29 protein-coding genes and 6 tRNA genes are annotated in these 20,092 nt (G+C 46.0%); 10 read left to right on the forward strand and 25 right to left on the reverse strand.

Features of this window, described 5'->3' with window-relative positions:
• Nucleotides 1-3: 3 nt before the first annotated feature.
• The 11 genes from C3708_RS08390 to C3708_RS08435 all read right to left on the reverse strand — a co-directional run bounded on the left by C3708_RS08390 (nt 4) and on the right by C3708_RS08435 (nt 6,127).
• A complete protein-coding gene (locus tag C3708_RS08390) occupies nt 4-357 on the reverse strand; it encodes a hypothetical protein (RefSeq protein WP_103948640.1) in 354 nt (117 codons plus the stop codon).
• A 59-nt stretch (nt 358-416) separates the two neighbouring features.
• Nucleotides 417-1,067: a hypothetical protein gene (locus C3708_RS08395; RefSeq protein ID WP_103948641.1), complete on the reverse strand. Its 651-nt coding sequence runs from the start codon at nt 1,065-1,067 to the stop codon at nt 417-419.
• 91 nt (nt 1,068-1,158) lie between these two features.
• Nucleotides 1,159-2,118, reverse strand: a complete 960-nt coding sequence (locus C3708_RS08400; protein WP_103948032.1) for a hypothetical protein — start codon at nt 2,116-2,118, stop codon at nt 1,159-1,161.
• Nucleotides 2,119-2,865: 747 nt separating this feature from the next.
• Nucleotides 2,866-3,024, reverse strand: a complete 159-nt coding sequence (locus C3708_RS23715) for a hypothetical protein (protein ID WP_158251359.1) — start codon at nt 3,022-3,024, stop codon at nt 2,866-2,868.
• 1 nt (nt 3,025) lies between these two features.
• Entirely contained in the window at nt 3,026-3,253 is a 228-nt protein-coding gene (locus C3708_RS08405) for a hypothetical protein (protein ID WP_103948031.1), read from the reverse strand.
• Nucleotides 3,254-3,323: 70 nt separating this feature from the next.
• Entirely contained in the window at nt 3,324-4,412 is a 1,089-nt protein-coding gene (locus C3708_RS08410) for a hypothetical protein (RefSeq protein WP_103948030.1), read from the reverse strand.
• 642 nt (nt 4,413-5,054) lie between these two features.
• Nucleotides 5,055-5,129 (reverse strand) — tRNA-Gly (locus C3708_RS08415).
• A 2-nt stretch (nt 5,130-5,131) separates the two neighbouring features.
• Nucleotides 5,132-5,208, reverse strand: a tRNA-Arg gene (locus C3708_RS08420).
• 1 nt (nt 5,209) lies between these two features.
• Nucleotides 5,210-5,285: transfer RNA gene (locus tag C3708_RS08425), tRNA-OTHER, on the reverse strand.
• Nucleotide 5,286: 1 nt separating this feature from the next.
• Nucleotides 5,287-5,362: transfer RNA gene (locus tag C3708_RS08430), tRNA-Ile, on the reverse strand.
• A gap of 689 nt (nt 5,363-6,051) precedes the next feature.
• A tRNA-Thr gene (locus tag C3708_RS08435) sits at nt 6,052-6,127 on the reverse strand.
• 327 nt (nt 6,128-6,454) lie between these two features.
• Here C3708_RS08435 and C3708_RS08440 point away from each other — a divergent pair.
• A complete protein-coding gene (locus C3708_RS08440; RefSeq protein WP_103948029.1) occupies nt 6,455-7,279 on the forward strand; it encodes a hypothetical protein in 825 nt (274 codons plus the stop codon).
• A 35-nt stretch (nt 7,280-7,314) separates the two neighbouring features.
• The gene (locus tag C3708_RS08445; protein ID WP_103948642.1) at nt 7,315-7,806 is read left to right on the forward strand and encodes a hypothetical protein; all 492 of its coding nucleotides are present in this window, start codon (nt 7,315-7,317) and stop codon (nt 7,804-7,806) included.
• Between the two features lie 19 nt (nt 7,807-7,825).
• Here C3708_RS08445 and C3708_RS08450 read toward each other — a convergent pair whose 3' ends face one another.
• The 13 genes from C3708_RS08450 to C3708_RS08510 form a co-directional block, all read right to left on the reverse strand.
• A complete protein-coding gene (locus C3708_RS08450; RefSeq protein WP_103948028.1) occupies nt 7,826-8,191 on the reverse strand; it encodes an antiterminator Q family protein in 366 nt (121 codons plus the stop codon).
• Nucleotides 8,184-8,495 (reverse strand): Ref family recombination enhancement nuclease, encoded by a 312-nt coding sequence (locus C3708_RS08455; RefSeq protein ID WP_103948027.1) that lies wholly within the window; start codon nt 8,493-8,495, stop codon nt 8,184-8,186. The genes C3708_RS08450 and C3708_RS08455 overlap by 8 nt, the downstream gene beginning before the upstream one ends.
• A 152-nt stretch (nt 8,496-8,647) precedes the next feature.
• Nucleotides 8,648-8,863, reverse strand: a complete 216-nt coding sequence (locus C3708_RS08460; RefSeq protein ID WP_103948026.1) for a hypothetical protein — start codon at nt 8,861-8,863, stop codon at nt 8,648-8,650.
• Nucleotides 8,864-9,253: 390 nt separating this feature from the next.
• Nucleotides 9,254-9,409 carry a Hok/Gef family protein gene (locus C3708_RS08465; RefSeq protein WP_103948025.1) on the reverse strand — a complete coding sequence of 52 codons (156 nt, stop codon included), beginning with the start codon at nt 9,407-9,409 and terminating at the stop codon, nt 9,254-9,256.
• 211 nt (nt 9,410-9,620) lie between these two features.
• Nucleotides 9,621-9,887, reverse strand: a complete 267-nt coding sequence (locus C3708_RS08470) for a hypothetical protein (protein WP_103948024.1) — start codon at nt 9,885-9,887, stop codon at nt 9,621-9,623.
• 38 nt (nt 9,888-9,925) lie between these two features.
• Nucleotides 9,926-10,198, reverse strand: a complete 273-nt coding sequence (locus C3708_RS08475; protein ID WP_103948023.1) for a hypothetical protein — start codon at nt 10,196-10,198, stop codon at nt 9,926-9,928.
• Nucleotides 10,195-11,019, reverse strand: coding sequence for a chromosome partitioning protein ParB (locus C3708_RS08480; RefSeq protein ID WP_103948022.1), 825 nt, complete (start codon nt 11,017-11,019; stop codon nt 10,195-10,197). Before C3708_RS08480 ends, C3708_RS08475 begins: the two co-directional genes overlap by 4 nt.
• Complete coding sequence (locus C3708_RS08485) at nt 11,012-11,233, reverse strand: hypothetical protein (RefSeq protein ID WP_103948021.1); 222 nt, start codon at nt 11,231-11,233, stop codon at nt 11,012-11,014. The genes C3708_RS08480 and C3708_RS08485 overlap by 8 nt, the downstream gene beginning before the upstream one ends.
• Nucleotides 11,220-11,501 carry a helix-turn-helix transcriptional regulator gene (locus C3708_RS08490; RefSeq protein WP_103948020.1) on the reverse strand — a complete coding sequence of 94 codons (282 nt, stop codon included), beginning with the start codon at nt 11,499-11,501 and terminating at the stop codon, nt 11,220-11,222. The genes C3708_RS08485 and C3708_RS08490 overlap by 14 nt, the downstream gene beginning before the upstream one ends.
• Before the next feature lie 14 nt (nt 11,502-11,515).
• Entirely contained in the window at nt 11,516-12,499 is a 984-nt protein-coding gene (locus C3708_RS08495) for a primosomal protein I (RefSeq protein WP_103948019.1), read from the reverse strand.
• A complete protein-coding gene (locus C3708_RS08500) occupies nt 12,496-12,741 on the reverse strand; it encodes a DUF4222 domain-containing protein (protein ID WP_103948018.1) in 246 nt (81 codons plus the stop codon). The genes C3708_RS08495 and C3708_RS08500 overlap by 4 nt, the downstream gene beginning before the upstream one ends.
• A 13-nt stretch (nt 12,742-12,754) precedes the next feature.
• On the reverse strand, nt 12,755-13,219 hold the full coding sequence (locus C3708_RS08505) for a toxin YdaT family protein (RefSeq protein ID WP_103948017.1): 465 nt from the start codon (nt 13,217-13,219) through the stop codon (nt 12,755-12,757).
• Entirely contained in the window at nt 13,219-13,428 is a 210-nt protein-coding gene (locus tag C3708_RS08510) for a Cro/CI family transcriptional regulator (protein ID WP_103948016.1), read from the reverse strand. Before C3708_RS08510 ends, C3708_RS08505 begins: the two co-directional genes overlap by 1 nt.
• Before the next feature lie 78 nt (nt 13,429-13,506).
• Here C3708_RS08510 and C3708_RS08515 point away from each other — a divergent pair, with 78 nt between their 5' ends.
• Complete coding sequence (locus C3708_RS08515; RefSeq protein ID WP_103948015.1) at nt 13,507-13,926, forward strand: helix-turn-helix domain-containing protein; 420 nt, start codon at nt 13,507-13,509, stop codon at nt 13,924-13,926.
• 321 nt (nt 13,927-14,247) lie between these two features.
• Here C3708_RS08515 and C3708_RS08520 read toward each other — a convergent pair whose 3' ends face one another.
• On the reverse strand, nt 14,248-14,745 hold the full coding sequence (locus C3708_RS08520; RefSeq protein WP_103948014.1) for a hypothetical protein: 498 nt from the start codon (nt 14,743-14,745) through the stop codon (nt 14,248-14,250).
• Nucleotides 14,746-15,000: 255 nt separating this feature from the next.
• Between C3708_RS08520 and C3708_RS23720 the strand changes: the two genes are divergently transcribed.
• From C3708_RS23720 to C3708_RS08545, 7 genes are all read left to right on the forward strand, one after another.
• A tRNA-OTHER gene (locus tag C3708_RS23720) sits at nt 15,001-15,127 on the forward strand.
• A 230-nt stretch (nt 15,128-15,357) separates the two neighbouring features.
• The gene (locus tag C3708_RS23885) at nt 15,358-15,759 is read left to right on the forward strand and encodes a hypothetical protein (RefSeq protein ID WP_233210406.1); all 402 of its coding nucleotides are present in this window, start codon (nt 15,358-15,360) and stop codon (nt 15,757-15,759) included.
• Nucleotides 15,719-15,826, forward strand: coding sequence for a hypothetical protein (locus C3708_RS24045; RefSeq protein WP_370446871.1), 108 nt, complete (start codon nt 15,719-15,721; stop codon nt 15,824-15,826). The genes C3708_RS23885 and C3708_RS24045 overlap by 41 nt, the downstream gene beginning before the upstream one ends.
• A gap of 305 nt (nt 15,827-16,131) precedes the next feature.
• The gene (locus tag C3708_RS08530; RefSeq protein ID WP_103948643.1) at nt 16,132-18,033 is read left to right on the forward strand and encodes an exodeoxyribonuclease VIII; all 1,902 of its coding nucleotides are present in this window, start codon (nt 16,132-16,134) and stop codon (nt 18,031-18,033) included.
• Nucleotides 18,033-18,257, forward strand: coding sequence for a hypothetical protein (locus C3708_RS08535; RefSeq protein WP_103948011.1), 225 nt, complete (start codon nt 18,033-18,035; stop codon nt 18,255-18,257). Before C3708_RS08530 ends, C3708_RS08535 begins: the two co-directional genes overlap by 1 nt.
• Nucleotides 18,258-18,413: 156 nt before the next feature.
• Nucleotides 18,414-18,626, forward strand: coding sequence for an excisionase family protein (gene xisR, locus C3708_RS08540; RefSeq protein ID WP_103948010.1), 213 nt, complete (start codon nt 18,414-18,416; stop codon nt 18,624-18,626).
• Nucleotides 18,626-19,888 carry a site-specific integrase gene (locus C3708_RS08545; protein ID WP_103948644.1) on the forward strand — a complete coding sequence of 421 codons (1,263 nt, stop codon included), beginning with the start codon at nt 18,626-18,628 and terminating at the stop codon, nt 19,886-19,888. Before xisR ends, C3708_RS08545 begins: the two co-directional genes overlap by 1 nt.
• Nucleotides 19,889-20,092 lie beyond the last annotated feature (204 nt).

Raw genomic sequence — 20,092 nt, forward strand, 5'->3', positions numbered from 1 at the left:
TGTTCATGCTGTGTACTGAAAAAGATAAAGTCTCGTCTGTCGATCCTGGTGAATGCTTAAACGGTCAAGAGCGATATTCACCAACTCACCTTCACCGTGGTGGCGAAATTCCTCAGCACAGCGTAAAGCATCATCAAAAATATATACCCATGGAATTGCCCAAATCATCGAGGTAACAATGTCAGCCGAACCCACCATGTTTCTGGGAATAATTTCAGGGACTTTTTTGGCGTCTGCAAGTGTCGGTACGATTAAACAAATTCTCAGGCCTTGTGTTATTAAACCTGATGCCAATGCCACAGCAGATAACGACATGCCGCTACCAGGCTTCATTAAAATCGTTGCTACCTCGTTCATAGGTTCTCCAATACGAAAAAACCAGACATATGCCTGGGTCAGATATGCTGTTAAAGGGGCTAATTCGCTGTTTTCAATGCCTCAGCCATCGCCTGGCTTAATGCTGATGGCATCAGCGCCTCTGCCATTTTGTTTGCTCGCGCGAAGTAATCCAGATGCTCTTTAACGGGGAGTGCGTTACCGAAGCGAAGGAGTAGTTTTGGTGCTCGCTGCTTCTTCCGCTCGCGTCTCTCTCCGTTTGGTGAGCGCTTTCTCCTGCTCTTAACCTTTCTTCCTTTCCGGCGTTGCCATACACCATTAATAGACTTACCGGCTTTCGTTGTGACCGTACCAATAAAGTCATTGGGATTGGCTTTCAACTGCGCCAGCTTGTTCCTCGACAGGTTGCCGTACTTGTTCAGCCTGATGTTTTTGGGGTTCAGCAGAGCCTTACCGTTTAACTTATGAGGCCCACCAAACTCAAAAGGGTCGAGATAGCTGGCCGCTGTATCCATCACGAAGACTTTGGCTATCAGGTTTGTTTTGCGCGCGGCAGTCGAACGAACCGCATTCACGGTGAACGGTGTAGGGTTCTCCAGCTGCCGCTGCAGTCCTTTCTTCTCAGCTTGCTCAATCTGGCGCGCTACACTGGTCAACGCCTGTGCTGTTGCAAAAGGGATTTGCTTTCTTATAGCAAAAAGTGTTTTATGCAAACCCTTAATATCTGGCATAGAGCCCCTTAGTCATTCTTACTTAGAACTAAAACAATAGGCCTCGCACATGCGAGGCCTATTGTTTTAGCTTTATTTAGCACAGGCAAAATTAACTTGACTCAGATTTAAATAAGTCACGCTTTTCAAAAGGATTAATATGCACCTCCTCATAAGGCTCTGGAGAATGTGCAATTATCAACATTGTTGGAATACCATCACCTTCCTCAAGTTCCACACAATATCTTTCATAACTCGCATAGTTATTAAATAGCCCAGTCGCGATATTAGCTGCAACGTTATTACCTCGCGGAGGCTTATTTTTCTTAACTGAGTTAATCATCCATAACAAATCATGTGCTATTTGCTCCCAAGCATTGGGTGTAGCAGCATTCAAATTTAGAGCTAACCCATCCGTACCAGATATCAAGTTGTCAACAAATGTAGACCAGCGACTTTGGTAGTCATTGCTCCAAGGGGTATGCCTAGCCTGAACATGGTTTTTTAAAACTTTCGGATTCAGAATTAAATACCGGAGAGCATTACCTCTCCCCTCACTGTATGTAGGCATTTTTCGGAAGCTGTTTGTTATCCCACGCCCAGTCAGGAGGTTTTTCGGCAATATAAAACCATCATCATCGTCATAAAGATGACGTTGAGTCGCAGAATCTAGTTTTGGCTCTAACTTAGCCTGAAAGAGTGCTCCTGATGAATAATGAATATTATCACTTGCATCCATTAACAAAAAAAGAACAAATAAATCTCCTAATTCGCAACCGGGCCGCTTCCCTGGATTTTTGCTTGCATTGTAATGCGTCCTTAGAACCCGTGGTTTTTTGTGACAGAAAATACTAGCAAACTTCATATTAAATTTTGAGTTATTTATTTTCTTAGAAACGCTTGCATTTAAAAAATCAATACCGACCTTAGGATCTAATAAAAAAGACTTTATTGCATCAACCTCATTAGTTCTTGGTATACCATCCCATGCGTGTTCATATAGCCGTCGAAATTTATTGATATTTGAAAGATTACAGTAATGTTTTATAAACTCATCATAAAGAAGAGGCATTCTGACACGTCCCTATTCATTAATATCTTCAGCTGATAATTTAACAAAGCAATCGTGATCATTACAAATACTCGATAAATCAATCAAAATTACATTATTTATCATTCAGCACTTAAAGGACAAATAATAGTTCAATGTGAATGCACTTTCAACTCAAAGAAGGACTAGGCAGAAATTAAATTTATTATAACACGCAGCTTACAATGAATTATTTCTCACCTTAAGACAAACTATAAGAATTAATCGCTGAATGTCATAGGACTTTCCTAAGGGATCATTCCAAATCCAATTCACTGCTCCCAGAGGATCACTCTTAGGGATGTAGTCAACCCTTCCGAAACATAAAACTCACCCATTGTTAAAAATTGGTTATCTTTATTCAAAATGTAAAACTTTTCCTTTACTTGAGTTAAGGGCATTTTTCCCCACAACTGTTGACGGGATAACAGACCATGCCCCTAGTACTGGCACAAAGTCCGCGCATGACAAATAACCCGATATGTACCAATACTATTTGATTGCCTATGAATAAACATGCTGCTGCATTGACAAATTTAAAAACCGTTCTGACATTGAAAAGGCGACACCAGAAGGTCGCTCTGATAAAGAATTGTTTTATTTTTAGCCCACTCCCGTGTGGGCTTTTTTTTGTCCCTAATTTGACAACCCAAAAACGCGTCACAATAGTCAAATCTTCAGCCTAGTACCTTCAGCTGTACTTTCGCCCGCCGCGCCTGGCGGGCTTTTTTATTCCGAGACTTCGCACACCACCACCGCATTACCATTCACCAGCACGCGGGTAAAACTCACCGGGTCCGTTGAACTGATTTGCACGCCGAGGTATCGCTGAGACACGCAGCCGGTGAGCAAACACGACAACGCCAGATACAGCAACAGCGTTCGCATATCAGTTTCCTTTGCAGACCTGGCTTTCGCCAGGATTGGTATCGATGCACGCGGAGCCGTTCGGATACGTCACGACTACCGTGTTGTTTGGCTGCACTTCTGCGTTAGTGACCCCCTGGCCTTTCGCGCCATTTACGTGGGTGAATGACACAGCAGAACAGGCGGCCATTGATGCAATAGCGGCCACCAGCAGCCCGTTAATTAACAGACGCCTGTTTTTCTTCTTCATGTGATCTCTTACCAGAAATGAAAAAACCGCAAATTAGTGCGGCTTTTTGGGGTAACCTAGGAAGAATATTTTACTGTTTTAATGCTACGACAACCGATTCAACACCACCCTGTTTGAAAGGATATGCAAGATAATCCTTTTTATAGGTAGCTGGCGCGCCATTAATATTGATGTAATCGCCCTTAATTAGAAGGTCGAAGAAGTTATCGGCCGGATTAATAAAAACTAACGACCCACCGTTACCATCAACCTGATTATGGATGAAGTTAAATATCCCTTTATAGCGACCTGATTTAACGTCACTAGAATCAAAAATAATTGGACACGGTTTTCCTGCCTCACCAAAAGTGAGCTCAGTCGTGCCCTTTCTTAATTCAAAACCACAGCTAATATTGATATCACTGTCACGTTTAAAACTTGAAAATGTAAGTTTTGCTTTATCTTGCAATATAACCCACCCCTCAATACTAACCTCCCCCGCATACTCACTGATAGGTGATTTATCTATGGATATTTTCACTTTAGAGTTCCCTTTAATGAAAAATGACCCATCATTTTCGACACTCTCAATACCAACCAACGATAAATTAGCTGCATTAATCAAACAGCAATAACCAAAATCATTTACGGAAGAACTATCAATTACAAAATCCCCAGATAGATTCACATACTCTTGGTTCAGAGTCCAACATCCACCTTCCAGTAACTTAAATGCTGAAGTACTATCATACGAACCACCATTCATTATCAGGTCACCAGAAACTTTCCAGTCACAACGCCCTGCCTCTTTTTCATGAGTTACCATGTGGATATCTTTGATTTTCAGTACAGCACCATCATTCACTGTGATATAAACTCTATTGCCTTTCTCACCAGTCTTCCCAATAATTCCGACTGGAGTAAGCCTCTCCGGGGATATTACCAATGTACCATTTTGAACATTGATATTTGTTTTTTTGGACTCTGAAAACTCAGTGGCCACAGGCCACATGAATGCACAATCCGAGTCAGCGTTTATTTTTAAATTAAGTTCACAATCGAGGGCGTCCATTGTAAAGCTGAAACCAAGTAACTTATCAAAACCATCGCCATAAATTACTCGACTACCCTCGTCAGCTGTATAAACTGCATTATCATCTGATTTCCATTCAAAACTCATATTAACACCCTTTAATTAAATTACATTTCAGAATGATACATGCCATCTCATCAATGGCATTTTTATCGCAGATAAAGTCACATACACAGTAAAAGCGAAATGTGCACAACGTCATCTGTAACTCACTTTTAACTTGATAGATGCTTTTATCCACCAGTCACCAGAAGCAATCCCGTCATCGTAAACTAGAAAGCTAAATATGGAGCGGTCAGTTGTAACTGCAAATTAGGGTCACCAGTTCTTTGGAACTATATTAGCGATGGTTGTGGCCCTTTCTGGGTTTGAACCCGCCAGCAGACGATTATGAGCCACACACTCTAAACACTGAGCTAAACGTCCTGAAGAGTTGTTGTGGTGCCTTGTGCATCCTGGTGGGCCTTTGGTCGACCACCATGACTCGCGACTTTTTGCACTCCGTCTGCAGCTACGCCCCCTACGCTGAGTGGAATTCACCCCAACAGGAAAACTAACTGTATGAAGATTGCATTCCTGTTACGGCCGACACTTTCCGCATTCGACTGGGTGCTAACTCATTCTCCAAACCTGCCCACATTAACTGAAGACAAATATGAGCAGCACCCATGCGAATGCGCTTTCTGGCCACTCAGGGCACTCCCGTCTTCGCAGGCCAGAAAGCAAATATGGAGCGGTCAGCGGGAATCGAACCCGCATCATCAGCTTGGAAGGCTGAGGTAATAGCCATTATACGATGACCGCATTGGTGCGCTGTACTGGAGTCGAACCAGTGACCCTTGCCTTCGGAAAGCAATACTCTGTCCATCTGAGCTAACAACGCATGGTCCGCCACCGGGGCCTCGAACCCCGCACCTACAACCTCAGGTTATCGGCTCTGTCCAGCTGAGCTAGTGGCGGTTGGTGGCCCTTGCTGGATTTGAACCAGCGACCGGGCGATTATGAGTCGCACGCTCTGACCGCTGAGCTAAAGGGCCTTAAAGCTGTTGTGATGCGGGGTGCCTCCCCGTGAGCCGTTGGTCAGCAGCCATGACTCGCAATCGACAGTCGTTGCTACAAACAGGTAAAGATTGCTGGTTTGCCCCTCCGCACAGGGGGATTCATCACAACAAGTAAACGCACTGTCCCGGCGAACCCAAACGCCGGGATTCATCCCTGCAGAGCGTTTACTTGTTGAATGAACTGGCAGGTCCAATTTTTCTTTCTCAGTTGTTGTGATGCCTGGTGCCTCCAGGTGGACCATAGGTCAGCCACCCGGTCCGCGCTTTATTGATGTGCTTAGCTGTAATAACAGGCCGTGCTTTTACTGTTTACGCCTCGCCGCATAGGGAGATTCATCACAACAAGTAAACACACTGCCCCGTTGTACTAAACACCGGAATTCGCCCAAGTAGAGCGCTTACTTGTTAAATGACCTGCGGAATAAAAATCCTCTACCTCAATACTGTTAGATGCTGTGATGCCGGGTGCCTCCCGGTGAGGCTTTGGTCAGTAGCCATGCCTCGCAATGTTCAGTCTCACCAAAACGGGTATCACCTGTTTGCACTGGTTTTGCCCCACCGCTTAGGGGGATTCATCACAACAGGGAAGCACACTGACCGCACTCCAGCCAGAGTTAGGCTACCCCACGCAACCTTTGTCAGTGCGCTTTCCTGTTGCTGAATTTTGGTGCCGACTACCGGAATCGAACTGGTGACCTACTGATTACAAGTCAGTTGCTCTACCTACTGAGCTAAGTCGGCGTGGGAGTGATAATGGAAACGGGAAATATTCGTTGCAACCACGTGTTAACAATTAGTTACCACATCAATCATTTTTTTCACAACATTCAGATACGACAACCCCCGCCAATTACTGGCAGGGTTTCGATGATTAAGCTGTGTGTCGAAGTGACCACTTTTAACACGCTACTTTATTTTTTGCGTACGCGTTAGTTATTTTGTACTATCGCTTTACGGTTGATAAGTGAATATTTAATTCAACCACTTATTCGAATCATTCAAGAAAAAACATGAACTGATTTATAAATTCAAATTTTAGCACAGAAACATCATCCATAAGGACAGGTTATGAATTTTAGAGAAAGCAAAGAAGGAAGTTATACAAAAAAATCTATTGTTAGGGCTTTTGAAGTAAACCACACTTCAAAAGATAAGCTATTCGAGCAATTAAAAAATAACAAAAAATTCAAAGCTGATGCTGATTTTCAAATATCAAAAATAAAGAAAATTCGGATTAGAGAAATATCATATACTGCAAGAGAATGTTACTGTCATGTAACAATATATAATCCAAAAGAAAGCGTATCAATTACTCCAATAGCTCAAAATAACCCTACAGACTTAATTGATGTTGACAATTATGATACCTGCCATTTTTTCATGCTCATTAATGAAAATTATATAAGAGTTATTTTTCAAATTTCATTCACATGGCCTGAAAACAAGCTTCATCTGTTTTTTGAGCAATTAGATATTTATATTACCCCAACACCTATTCTGGACTCTCAGGTAGTATCTAGTTTACAAGATGAAGGATTTAAAGCATTACATATAAACACCGTAATTCATTCATCCAAAACATCTTCGAAGGATAATATTGTTACCAGAATTGCAAAAAAAGTCCCCAAAGTAGGTAATAAAGGAGTCTATGGGAATATTCGAATTAGCGGGAAAGGTAACCCTGAGATAGCCAACTCTATAGAACAAACGCCACAAATCTGGGTGAATGAATTAGATGGTGATTTTTACATCGAGACTAAAAAAGGGAATAAAATAACTGGTGATAAAATTAAACTCCATAAAATATATTATACACTCCCTTATGGATCAAAGACGATAACGCCTCAGTGTGCCAATGAAATACTTTCCCATTTTAGAGCCAATGTGTTATAATAAATAAAATAATTATCATGCTAGAGGGTGAGATCATGGCAACAGAAACAACCAAGTTTGATTACCTCGCTATTGGTCTCACTTTTTTATTTTTAGTGGTATCTGGTCTCTTTTCGTTTTTTCTACATGGCACTCTTGTCGGTAATACAGATGCACTTAATCTTGTAGCTAATGTCTTCGCTGTATTAACAGGTTTTTTATTACTCGTTATTACTATGACAAGTGATACCGCATCTATATTAGATGGATTATCTGCTGCTGAGAAAAAAAACCAAAAAGACCGTTTTACCACAAGATTTTATCGATATTACTCTCTATTTTTTATGTATTTCATGGTGCTTGTTATGATTTTCGTATACTACCTATTATCAAAAGAAAACAATGAAACATTGAAATACCACGATTCTATCAAGCTAACGCTTGAGTATGGAATCGCATTTTTCACCTCATTCTCATTTTTAAGCTCTTTGTTTATCCCCCTTAGAATAAAAGAGCTATTTCTAGAAAGATTCGAGTTACATTCTTGAAATTATTATATTTTAAAAATTAAGCACTAGCATAATTTTGTAAGTGAAACATTGCCAAATAGCCACACACGAATCCTTCAGCCATTTGCATTCTTTTCCGAATGGTGCCATCAGAACATTTTCTTTTTTTTGCTATTTCACGCAAAGATAACCCGAAAATGAAATGAGCAACTACAATCTCATATACTTCCAAGTTATATTTCCGTAATTGCGCCACACAACTATCGATCATTATACCATCGTCATCATTACACTTCAGACGAGACCTCTTTCCATGTGGCAGTAATCCCTTAAATCCTGCTGCAATCGGCTGCCAATCTACTCCACTGCTGTCTGCTGCTGCCCATGCCCCCCAACGATCCAATACTTCATACATATCACGCATACTTTTTTCCCTCCAACTCGTACATGACCTGCACCAGCAGCTCGCTTTCGGTACCGAAATTGTTTTCCCATACCTGCGGCCCGGCGTGATAGGCAACGCCATAACCACCGGTCTGGTGATGAATGGGGCAAAGAGGAATAGTGTGGTAGTGATCGGCACGTTGGCCCGTGCCCTGACCGGCACGGATATGGTGAATTCCAGCAGGGGAATCCGAATAACCAAGCTGAGTGCAAACAATGCAGCCGAGCGCGGTAACGCGGTCCATGTGTTTTCTTTCGGCTTTCGTTGCGCGTTTCTTGCTCATGCTGCACCGCCTGGGTGCACAGAACAAACGAAGACACCGCGCCAGTCGGTGCGGTGTGGGGAAGAAGTGCTGTTTTGATGCGCCATTAAATACTCTCAGTTAGGCGCAATAATCAGAGGGGGTTCAGCCCTTTTGATTATTATAAATCACTTTTAGTCCTTTAACACTCGCAATATGTTTATTGTATCTTCACTTAAAATGTAGGTATTCCGATCAAGTATACTGGCTGACAAGCGTGTATCCTCTCTGCTGATTATTGTCCGTTCTGCTGCTTCAGATACAAGATAATCAGTGATCTCACCATTCGATACATTAAGAACAATAATGCCATTCTGGGTTAAACCTTTAGCAAAGTCATTCAGCTTCATTTCGCAAATTCCGTTTTGGACACATCCCTTTCGGGGTAAATCCGCGCGCGGGCTTAAGATTTATCCCAAATACAGCTGTAAGTCTAATAGGTGAGACAGATCGAAATACCACTTACCGGTCTGTGAAAAAGATCAGTCAATGCTTAAGTTTTACTTATGCTTACCGTTAGCAATATTGAAACGTTTCATCTAGCTATCATCATGATCAATAAGGAATTGTGATTCAATACGTGCTTAATTTCTGGGTTTTTATTGATGGTAACGATTAAAAATTTTCATATTATGTAATAAAAATAAACCCGCCATTTGCGGGTTATAGAAGTGTGGGTGCGTTGAGGATACCTAAACCATAAAAAGAGTGGCGGGAGAACGCTCCCCCGCCGGTTGCTCTTACTTAACAGATTCGTAGGCTGTGAAGACAGCGACCTCCGTCTGACCGGTTCGGATTCGTACCTCGCAGAGGTCTTTCCTCGTGACCAGCACCGCCATAATGACGGTGATACACATGACGATCAGGGCGATAATAATCGCCTTTTGCTGCTTCATAGCCTGCTACTCCTTGACCTTTCGGCCAGTAAGAGGCTACTCTAAATGTGTTCAGCATTAGATGTGGCCTCGGTTGATGTTAAGCGTCCAGCAAGACGCTCAATGTTTCCGGGGCTTTTCTCTATCTGCCATTCGGTGTTCATGCCTGAGACAGATAGCCTCAAGCACCCGACATGATTCTCTTTCATTCCCTAAATTTTTCAAAGCATTATTATACTGGTCCCTGCCGTTCCGTTTTATTGTGAACCTCCCACAGGCTTATACCGCAGCTGGCGACGAACCCCGCCAGATAATCCAGCCCTGACCATTCACGAATACCGCCACGCGCCGCTTCAACAAAAACGGCGATATCTTTATCGCGCCATACCCCAAATAATCTCCAGCCCCCATCTTCGGTTTTTACTGCTGCAATGCGTATCAGTACGCCAGTCTGGAACAGCTCCATAAAAGCGGGTTTCTTCCGTGTAATTATTCGCATAATGACAAACCTGAGATTTGTTAATAACAAATTGGTGATTAGTCTTTATTCGCACCACTCTGAAGCATGGCGGAGCGATGTTCATCACATTGGCAATTCTCCGGGTGAATTAATCCTGGACTCCATGTATGCCCTTCATCAGTGAATGAAATAACGACCTTAGATGGGTCAGCGCATTGCGGCGATTCTCCGCTTCGGAATAAAACAAAGCTGCTACCGCGAAGTTCGGCCATCTTTTCAGCTTCAGCTTGCCAATTCGGCATCACCGGAGAGTTGCCATCAGCTTTACCCTGAAGCATGGCTTTGCTCATTTGACCGCCTTGCTACGCTGTACAGCAATGGATTTATGCTCTTCAACGATGCTCAGAACTTCCGCCAGCGGCAGACCGTCAAGCGTGATGGTGCCCTCTTCACTGATGCTGGCCAGCGCCACCAGCTCAACCAGACGACGGGCTTTCTTCACGCTGATTTCCGGTGCAATGAAGCTACGGGTCACCTTTTTCTTACCTGCAGCTGCGGCAGCAGCTTTGTCCTGCTCCAGAACTTCACCGGCCTTTTCACCAAACTCCTTCACGCGCTCAACGGCAGCACTCAGGGCCACATCACCTGATTTAACCGCCTGCTGCACATCATGGTTGGCCATGCCCAGCGTCATCAGTTTTTCGACGGTCGGTACTGACAGGTGTACGTATCGCGCGATTTCCTGCGTCGTCAAATTGAAAGCTGCCAGGTCACGAATAACACCGGCCTTCGCCATATCTGAAAGTGCCAGCTGGCGGTTTGACGTCATGACGCGAGCTTTTCGCTCGATATCATTGCCCCTGAACGGGATGATATGAATCTGGTTTACCGGTTTACCAGCATCACGGCAGCGCAGGTAGCAGCTGTATCGCCGGTGCCCCTCCACAATCCACACACCACCCTCTTCGCGTTCGTAGACCTCAAGAGGCGGCACGGTTCCACCGTTCACCAGGTATTCATAGAGCTCGTCGTTAGCACGCCTTGTTGTCTCGTCATCGTCGCGGCGGTTAAAACCAGGTTGGATGTGAATATCGTCGATGCTGATAAACATCCCGTGGTGAAGGCGCTTAATCACGCCGTTGGTCGTCATTTTTTTAAATGAATTAGCCATTATTTTTTCCCTGTGTTTCCAGTTCTGTCAGTTCTTGCCAGCGCCGGAACAGCTCTGCACGCGCCCCCTGTTCTCCACCGGGGGAATAGCCCATGCCGATATGGTGATGCCCAACACAGCGGATCTGTGCGGTACCAGCCCAGCGAGTTTCTTTGCAAAACAACTCAACGGTGTTACCGCATGTCGGGCATTCTGGTAGCTCAATTCGCTGCATGACGACACTCCGTCAAAAGCCGGTTAAACAACATGAGCGTGGGATTGCTGCAGCCGAACGGCAGATTGTTGACATACCAGGCTTGCCCCCCTTCTGGATTGCTGGTCTTGATAACTCGACCATGATTGAACAACTGAGCCAGTATTCCTGCAACGGATGCATGGGTCTTTCCCAGCGCACAGGCAATTTCCGCTGTTGTCATTCCCTGGTGTTTTCTCAGGAACTCAAAAACCGTCTGGCCCTTGAAACCGTCGTTTGTGATTGCCATATAAACTCCTCCGTTTAATCTTTGTTCCCGGCAAACCCTCTGGGGATCTCGTCATCACATTTGAAGCTAGCGGCAAACGCGCCGCCGACTTTGGCCAGGCTCACCGGGCTAAGCCGTAAAACCAGATCTGGCCATTTGCTGCGCAGGGCATCAGCGGTTTGAATCTTTGGGCACCAGAACGAATCCCCCTGAATCCGCTCTACGAGGTTTCGCATCTGCTGGTGATTGCAGCCCTGCTCCTCACGCAACAACCGAACCTCATTTGCCCACAATGGCCAGTCCGGTTCTCTTGGCCTGGAAATCATCCCGTCATATTCAGCGGCCTTTTCGTGCAGCTCGACGATGCTGGCAAAGAACCACTCAGCAAATTCCAGATCATCATCAGATCCCCACTGGTTCTTCCCGGCGTCAAAAATTGCCGCCGCAGAAAAGTTATCCACAGAATTTTTCTCGCCGGGTGATTGAGTGATCTCCTGTGTAATCTCCTGAGTACTCTCTGTGTAATCTCCTGTAAGAAAGTTGGCGGGATCACCACCAGCCTGTTGGCAGGGTTCCCCCCTACTTGCTGGCGGGGTTTCCACCATCTTGTTGGGTGTGTTTCCACCACCTTGTTGGCGGGATTGCCTCCTTCTAGTTGGCGGGATTGCCACCATCTGTGATTCTTCGCGGCCTGGAGACAGTAAAAGCGCTTCAAGACATACAGAATTAATTCGGTAATGCAGCGTGGCAGGAACACCCCGTAGCTGCTCCTCAAGAACACCAAGCGCAACCAGCCTTTTCCTGGCAGTTTCCTGTTCGTCGCGGCTTAATCCCGTCTCTTTTTTGATGTCTTCGCGCGTCTTGTACATCCATTCGCCATCCATGCGGTTATGCCAGTACACGAATTGAGAAAGCAGTACAGCGGCCACCGGCCCAGCCCTCACTTTTCCCGCCCTGAGTTGCGCAAAAGCTGGTTGATACGCAATGGGGCGATCAAACAACCTGATTAATGAGCTCACGACTTCACCTCTGTGAACTTGCGATCAAACTCTCTGCAGCTTATCTCGCAGATATCTGAATACCCCTCGCGGCGAAACGTCACGCGGGTTAGTGATCGGTTAATCAGCGTCACCATGCCACCGCGATGAGCGCGGAATTTCCTTCCCGGAAGAATCTCTGCGCGACGATCTGCTGGCGCATTCGCTGCGTTTCGTTGCAGGACCGCACGAGCATGTTCAATAATCTCCTGGTCAGTACGCATGGTTACCTCCGGATCAGTGGTAAATACAGCTTTCAGACGAACTACCTACCGCGTCGTTTTGACGTTCGGCCAACAGCTCCTGAATGGCGATCGCCTTATTGGCACGTACAAACTCTTTCATCGCGGTCTTAACGGAACGCTCTGCCGCCTGTAGCGCCCGATATTGCAGTGAGTCTCTGGCAAGCAGCTGCGCGGAGAGGCCCTCCGGAAGTGCGTCAATAATCGCCGGGTATAGCTCTGCGATCTTTCTCTGCTGCGCCATGGTTTCGGCGGCAGCCCAGCGGAAAATACGCTGCTGGTTGTTGTGCAACGCCTGCGCGGTATTGGGTTCCTGAAGTCCACCAGCAATACCAAGCCGCGCTGCTGCACGCGCAATTTCATCACCTACCGATTCGCGGCCCCGGACCCGACTGTCGGGATCGGCACCGTCTGCCCAGGCGATTAGCAGCGGTAAGATTTGGGTGTAATTGATTTCCATTAATCAGACTCCCGTAAGATTTGCTTGTTACCCTTTTCATAGAGCGCGGAATCGTATTTCAATGCCCCTCCTGTGATTTTCTCCAGACGGGCAGCTCGTTTCTCAGGAACAATGTCGCCCCACTCACTAACTGATGAACGAGATATTCTTAATGCCCTGGCCACATTGGCTTTTTTCCCAAAATGGCTAATTACATCTGCTGTTTTCATTAACACCTCAAATGGTAAGTTTTCCTAACTTTAAATGGTAAGGAAAAGAGAGTCAATACAAGTTAGGATTTCCGAACTATGAAAACGATCGGTCAACGAATAAAAGAGCGACGCCTTGAGCTTAAATACTCACAACGCAGTCTCGGCAAACGGGCTGGGGTAGCTCATGTGACTATTTCACAGTGGGAACGAGATGAGACATCCCCGAGAGGTGATAATTTATTCAACCTTGCAGAGGCGTTATCAGTCGAGCCAGGGTGGATAATACGGGGTGATACAGGCAACGATTCAGAATCAGATAAGGCTGCCGTAGTCCTGACTCCTCAGCAAAAAGAGCTAATAGATTTATTTGAACGATTGCCTGTATCAGAAAAAGAACAGCACATACAAAACCTCAAGCACAGAGTTCAAGAGTGCGATGAAACATTCAATGACTTACTAAAAACGAAGTCAAAAAAAGAAATTCTCGAAATCATAAAGAACCTCGACATAGACTAACCCCCCCATATCACAAACCGCGAATTTCGCGGTTTTCTTTTGTCCCAAAAAGCAAAATTGTTAAGTTTTCAAAAAAACACTTGACCACTTTGTTAGGTTTAAATAACAATAAGCGTTATCAAAACCTAACAGCAGTAATCAGTAAAACGTTCCGCCTCCCCGGCGATAAGGGGGTAGCAAGCGAACAGGGATGTAGCCCATAAAGTAGCCATCGGTGGAGTATGAACACCGGATTATTCATAAAAAAAGCGCCCGATTGGACGCTTTGCTCTTTAAAAATCTGGATATTCCTAACTCAGTGTTGGTTTCGGTAAGCATGAATCACCGTGCTAACCGCGAAATAGCTGATTCTTGAATTGGTGGAACTTTTCCCATTTTAAATTCAGTACGGCAGGACGGACAAAAATGAATCAAATGATATCCTTTTACCGCTTTATCAACCCCCGGTTGAAGTATCGATATTTTCTTTTGCTGAAAACAATGTGGGCAGGCATTCACTGCAACTTGTTCGCCATTAATAAGCTTGTTAACGGTGTAAACAAGAGTACCCGCTTCAGTTTTGTTAAGAGTGTAACCCTCAGAATCAGCTTTAAAATTTTCGAACTCGGCAATTTTTGCCTTGAGCGTTACGTTCTCGTCCTGAAAAGAGCGTGCGAGCTCAACGAGAGACATGCATTCACGTTGAACCGAAGTAAGTTTTGAAATCATGTCACTAACGGCAGCATTTACCTCTGCTTCCGTTTTTGCATCCGAAATAACCTTCGCAAGGCTGGCCGTTTCTTTTATTGCAGCCATTGCTGCTGTGAACTCAGCAATCATTCTAATAACTCATCATGTTGTTGGGGATATCCAGATTAAACGAATCCTTGTTGTTGGGGAATAGCAGGATCCACTGAGCCTGAAGTGGCAAAAAGACAGGCGCACAACGGAGTGAATCATTCTTGTCTCTGGTCCGGTATCGCGACTGGTGGGGACGGGTAGCCACACAAGCCGCAACGCGAAGCGGCCCGAGTGGAGTTAAGCGCGGGGAACCTTATCGGAGAAGTGAAGCTCCGGGGGAATGGTTCACTCCGTTGTGGTGTAGCTCAACTGGACAGAGCGCCCCTTGTGTGGGGAGGTGAGCACTACGCAAGGTTCATAACCCAGCGTATCTCATGCGGTCCGGCCGGACGTTATCCGGGTTCAAGTCCCGGCATCACAACGTCATGCTGTACGCGTTTGGCGGTATCAGTTTTTATTCCTTAGGCTGATACCGCCCTTTTTAAAAAACAGACTTTGCAGTGTGGTGAATACGGCTATGCGCACGTGGCACAGCATTTTTTCAAATAGTCATATCAGTCGTGGAACTTGTATGCCGACCGTAATTGCTGGTTACGGTCACTGGGAGGCACCCGGCACCACACTGCAAAGTCTGTTAATTGGAGCGCTTATATGAACAAAGCAATTATTAAGGCCGCACAGGTTCGCGCATTTGTAGCAGTAAAGTTTTCAAATCTACTTTTATGGCGCCAGGCAAAGGCTCTGATGAAAGCGGGTATGCAGCCGGACGGAAAACGAGTCATTTACGGACAGCATCCATTTTACCGCAACGTGCACATACACGACGCGGCAGAGAATTATGAATCCTTTGGTGACTGTAGTATTTGCGACGGCGACATGCAAAGAGCATTACTCACTGTAAATATGGAACTACCTGATGAGACATTTAAAAAAGAACCGCCTGACCTTCGCATTATTGATGTGGGCACTCGTCTTTCATGCCATTGTGAACGGCCATCAACAGGATACCATTCTGGATGTTTACGAAAGCGCATCCAAATGCAACTCAGTTAATAAAACCCGGCACATTAATGGCGAGTGCTATGAAGTGGCGGAAATAATTCACCATTCTAAAACCTGATTTAGAAAATCTTTATTAATAATTATGCCTTAACCGGCAGGCACTCCCCTACACAAAAAAGGAAGTAACACAATGGATAATATTCAGTGCAGCTGCACCGACTGCGGTCGCAGGCATAATAAAGAAGACATGCACTCACGGCCAACAGAGTACTACCCCTATAAAGGCTCAGATATTTTATGTACTGCCTGCAAAGATAAAAGAGCCGCAAAAAATGCACTAAAGGCAACTCAGGCGAAATTAAGAAGTTCGTTACGCTCCCGCTCCAGTTACCGGTTTAATTATTAATTCCCACAGAGGTTATTATGTCTATAGAATTAAAAGTGTTCGGCGGCGCTTATTTTCCAAAAGATAAGGCGTTGAAAAAAAATACTGGTTTGAAGCCCCTGGTGATTGCTGTTAACTCCACCACTAAAGCTGTGGTTGAAGCTGTAATTTTTGGCAAGCTCGCTGCTGAGTATCCGGAGTGGATTGAGGACTATTTCAAAGCCAAAGTCTGGGAGCATCGTGATGGTCTCCCTTGTCCTGCGATGGATGTTTTCTCATCTGACTTTTTCGAAACAGCTGTGTGGATTGACAAGTCTGGTGAGCCTGCACCAATCCCGATGGATCAGGATGACAGCATGCCTGCGCCGAAATCTGTCGCCCGCCTTGATCTGCGCTCCCGCGCCGCCTGCTTATCACTGTTCGGGCCGGTTGAGGAAATCACCGCTGCACAGTACGGACTGATAGTTGATCTGACTAATGACGATGAAAGCAGCTTTACGCAAAACCTTGCAGAAGCTATCTCAAAAGAAACTCGCGTGCTGTCGCTGGAGCCAGAACGTCAGGGTCAGTTGCTCGCCTGGGTACGCGAGACAGCAAAAGAAACAGCTCAGTGGCCGGAAATCGCCAGGCTTATGGCGAAGTGGCTGGATGTTCCGCTTGATAAGCGTCCACAGACCACCAGCACAACCGACGCCACCACGCAGCGCACCGAATCCGGCACAACCCTGGGCGGCGGAAACCAGACCGACCGCAGCCCGGATATGATTCACAACCTCAAGACACTTGCCGTTGAAGTGGCGCTGGCGATTATAAGCTCTGGCGAGCCGGTAAACATTTACGCCATCCCGAGTAACTTTTTAACCCCGGCAAAAGCAATGGCCGAGAATCAGACGGATCCCCGCTTTACTGCATGGTGGAAACAGTTCCGCCGAACGCCGGGCATTCTGGACTTTTCCCGTGCAGCCATTATCGCGCTCATAAAGTCAGCGCCGGAAGGCCTTAGCCTCGATCCGGTCGCGCTGCGTGAATATATCAACCGCGCACTGATTGAATCCGATCACGCAAAGCCAACCCAGGAAATTATTGATATAGCCTGCGGCACTGTCAGAAGAGATACCCAGAATGATGAAACGCGACCGCTTTCGCCAGGAGAAGCTGATGCACCGGCAAACATGCCACTTAGCGATAAAGAATTCGAGGCTGACATTGCCCGCGCGGAGCGGGAACGGGATACCTCTGAAAATCAAACCGGTAAACAGCTGGCAGCCGGGCGCGGCGAATTTGTTTCCGGAATCAGCGACCCAAGTGACCCGAAGTGGATTGACGGCAGCGCACAGCCAAAAATTGAGAACCTAGGCGGCGGGGTTTTCTCTGTCGACGCTCTAATCAATAACCCCCTCTCAAATGAAGTCGAAAAACAGGAAGTGCCACCGGCACTGAATGACCGTGAAATTAAGATCGCCACCGAACTGAATGAATTACTCAGTGCCCGCACGGATATGATTAACGAAAAGGACGTTGCCGAGCTGACTGTGATCGCCGGTCATCCTCTATCACATCTGATCCCCCTCGTGCTGGTCGATATTGTCACCACAGAATTTAGTTTGTCGCCAGACTTCACCGATGAAGAGATTCATGACGTGGCCACGACTGTTCTTGAGTCCTGGTCTGATGATCTGCATGTACGCCAGAAAATTATGCTGGATGCCATTGTGGAATACCGCACGCCAGCACCACCAAAATGCACGGAGCAGAAGAGCACCAGCACCGCCCAAAAAGCCCCAGAGTTAGAACTTACCCTCATCTACCGGCAGCAACTAACCATCGCCGCCTTACAAGGGCTATGCGCTAACCCGGCCTATTGCGTCTCGTTCGAGGAGTTACCCGGTATGGCCACTCTGCTGGCTAACAGCATCATTAATCAGCAGGGAGAAGCCTGATGGACAAACAAACGTGCACGCAGCTGGTAGTCCAGACACTTCAACTGAGTGGCAAAGCCCCCGCGCGGGAAATTGCAACCAGATCGGGTATAGACAATTCCTCTTCCATCTTTGCGCTTCTGGCGCTGGAGACGCAGGGAAAAGTGCAGCAGCTAAATGGCTACTGGTGGCTTTCAGAATCGGCGGTGGAAGAGCTGGCACAGGAAGAAGGTAAACCATCATGACCATGTTCAAAATCTTGATGGCCATCGTCTGTGTAGTCGTCGTGCTGCTTATCGTTTTTGCGGTCTGGCTGGACGTCCTGATCGACGACTGATTTTTGATAATCAAAACATGATACCCGGTCAGTCTTATATTACTGACCGGCACTGAGGTGACTCATGCCACAGGTCATTTTTAACAAACAGTGGGTAGTTGAAGCGGGGTTAACTCACGATACAGGGCTGAGTGAGCGCCAGATTAAAGCGCTACGCAAAGGCGTCTGGATTGAAGGTGTGCATTTTAAACGCCAGGCAATGAATGGCGGTGAAACCCAGCGTGGCCTGCTTTGGTACAACCTCCCACTGATTGATCAGCTTATTCAGGAGTTGTAATGTCATTTCCCACAGGGGTTGAGCTGCATAGCGGAAAAATTCGAATTACTTTTATGTATCGAGGTACTCGCTGTCGTGAAGTGCTGAAGGGATGGGTCGTAACCAGCGCAAACATAAAAAAAGCCGGGAACTTACGTGCGCTTATTGTTAGCGAAATTCAGATCGGTGAATTCGATTATGCTCTGCGCTTTCCTGAGTCAAAAGCTGTTAAAAAATTCACGACGGTACGTGTAGCACACACCTGGGGGGAGCTCGCAGAATTATGGGCAAATACGAAAGAAGAGGACGTGTCAAAAAACACGATGTCCCGCATCACAAATCAGCTAAAGACACTGGAGAGAGTTATTGGGAGAGGTACACCGATCACTGATATTACCCACAGTGACATTATGAATTATCGGAAGGAGTTATTGCGAGGGAACACTTTTTATGCCGAAGGGAATAAACGCAACAAAACCGGCAGAAGTGTAAACACGGTCAATGACTACATCTCCCTTGCATGCCAGATCTTGCGTTACGCCCACCGAAGTAAATTTATCAAAGATAAACCGTTTGAGTACGTGCCAAAACTTCACAAAGACCGTACAAAACCCGACCCTCTTTTTCGTGATGAATACGCAGCGATGATGTTGGCCATCAAAGGCCAGGATCGAAACATGTGGCAGTTTGCAATTAACTCTGGATTACGTCATGGCGAGCTCGCTGCGCTGACTTGGGATGACATTGACCTGGTCGCTGGAAAAGTTCACATCAAGCGAAATCTGACACGGCTGGGGGATTTTGTCCCACCTAAAACAAAAGCTGGAGACCGTATCATTACCCTACTCACCCCAGCACTGGACGCGATACGTTCTCAGCACGCCATTACAGGCCATCTTCCTGAGACTGAGATAATTCAGAATTTTCGTGAATATGGCAAAACCGAGGTACAGCACCACCGCTTTGTTTTTTTGCCTGCGGTTCGATCTGATCAACCTGGGAGTTACTTTTCGCCGTCTTCAATTTCCGGACGCTGGAAAGTAGCCATAAAAAAATCGGGGATCCGAAGCAGAAACCCGTATCAATCTCGTCATACCTTTGCTTGTTGGGCGCTTTCAGCCGGTGCTAACCCAAGCTTTATAGCAAGCCAGTTGGGCCATGAAGACGCAGAGATGGTTTACCGTGTTTATTCTGCCTGGATTAAAGAGTTCGACGGAGAGCAGATCGACATGTTGAATGAAAAATTTGGCTTTGCCCCCATAGTGCCCCCAAAGGTGATGTGAGATGTACTTTATCTCGGCTCATCAGATAGTTACAGGGAGCTTGCTACACAACACAAGAGTATGAGCGAGTTTCTCCTGTCCTTTCAACCTTATCCCGTGATTTCTTTCCTTCTCGTGTGATTGATGGTCGCTGAATGACCATCGTGCCCCCAGAAATTACTGAAACATAATTTCAGGTGAAATGGTTACATCTGTTTACATGGT

Origin of the sequence: Lelliottia sp. 7254-16 (assembly GCF_002922995.1) — a bacterium.
GTDB lineage: Bacteria > Pseudomonadota > Gammaproteobacteria > Enterobacterales > Enterobacteriaceae > Enterobacter > Enterobacter jeotgali.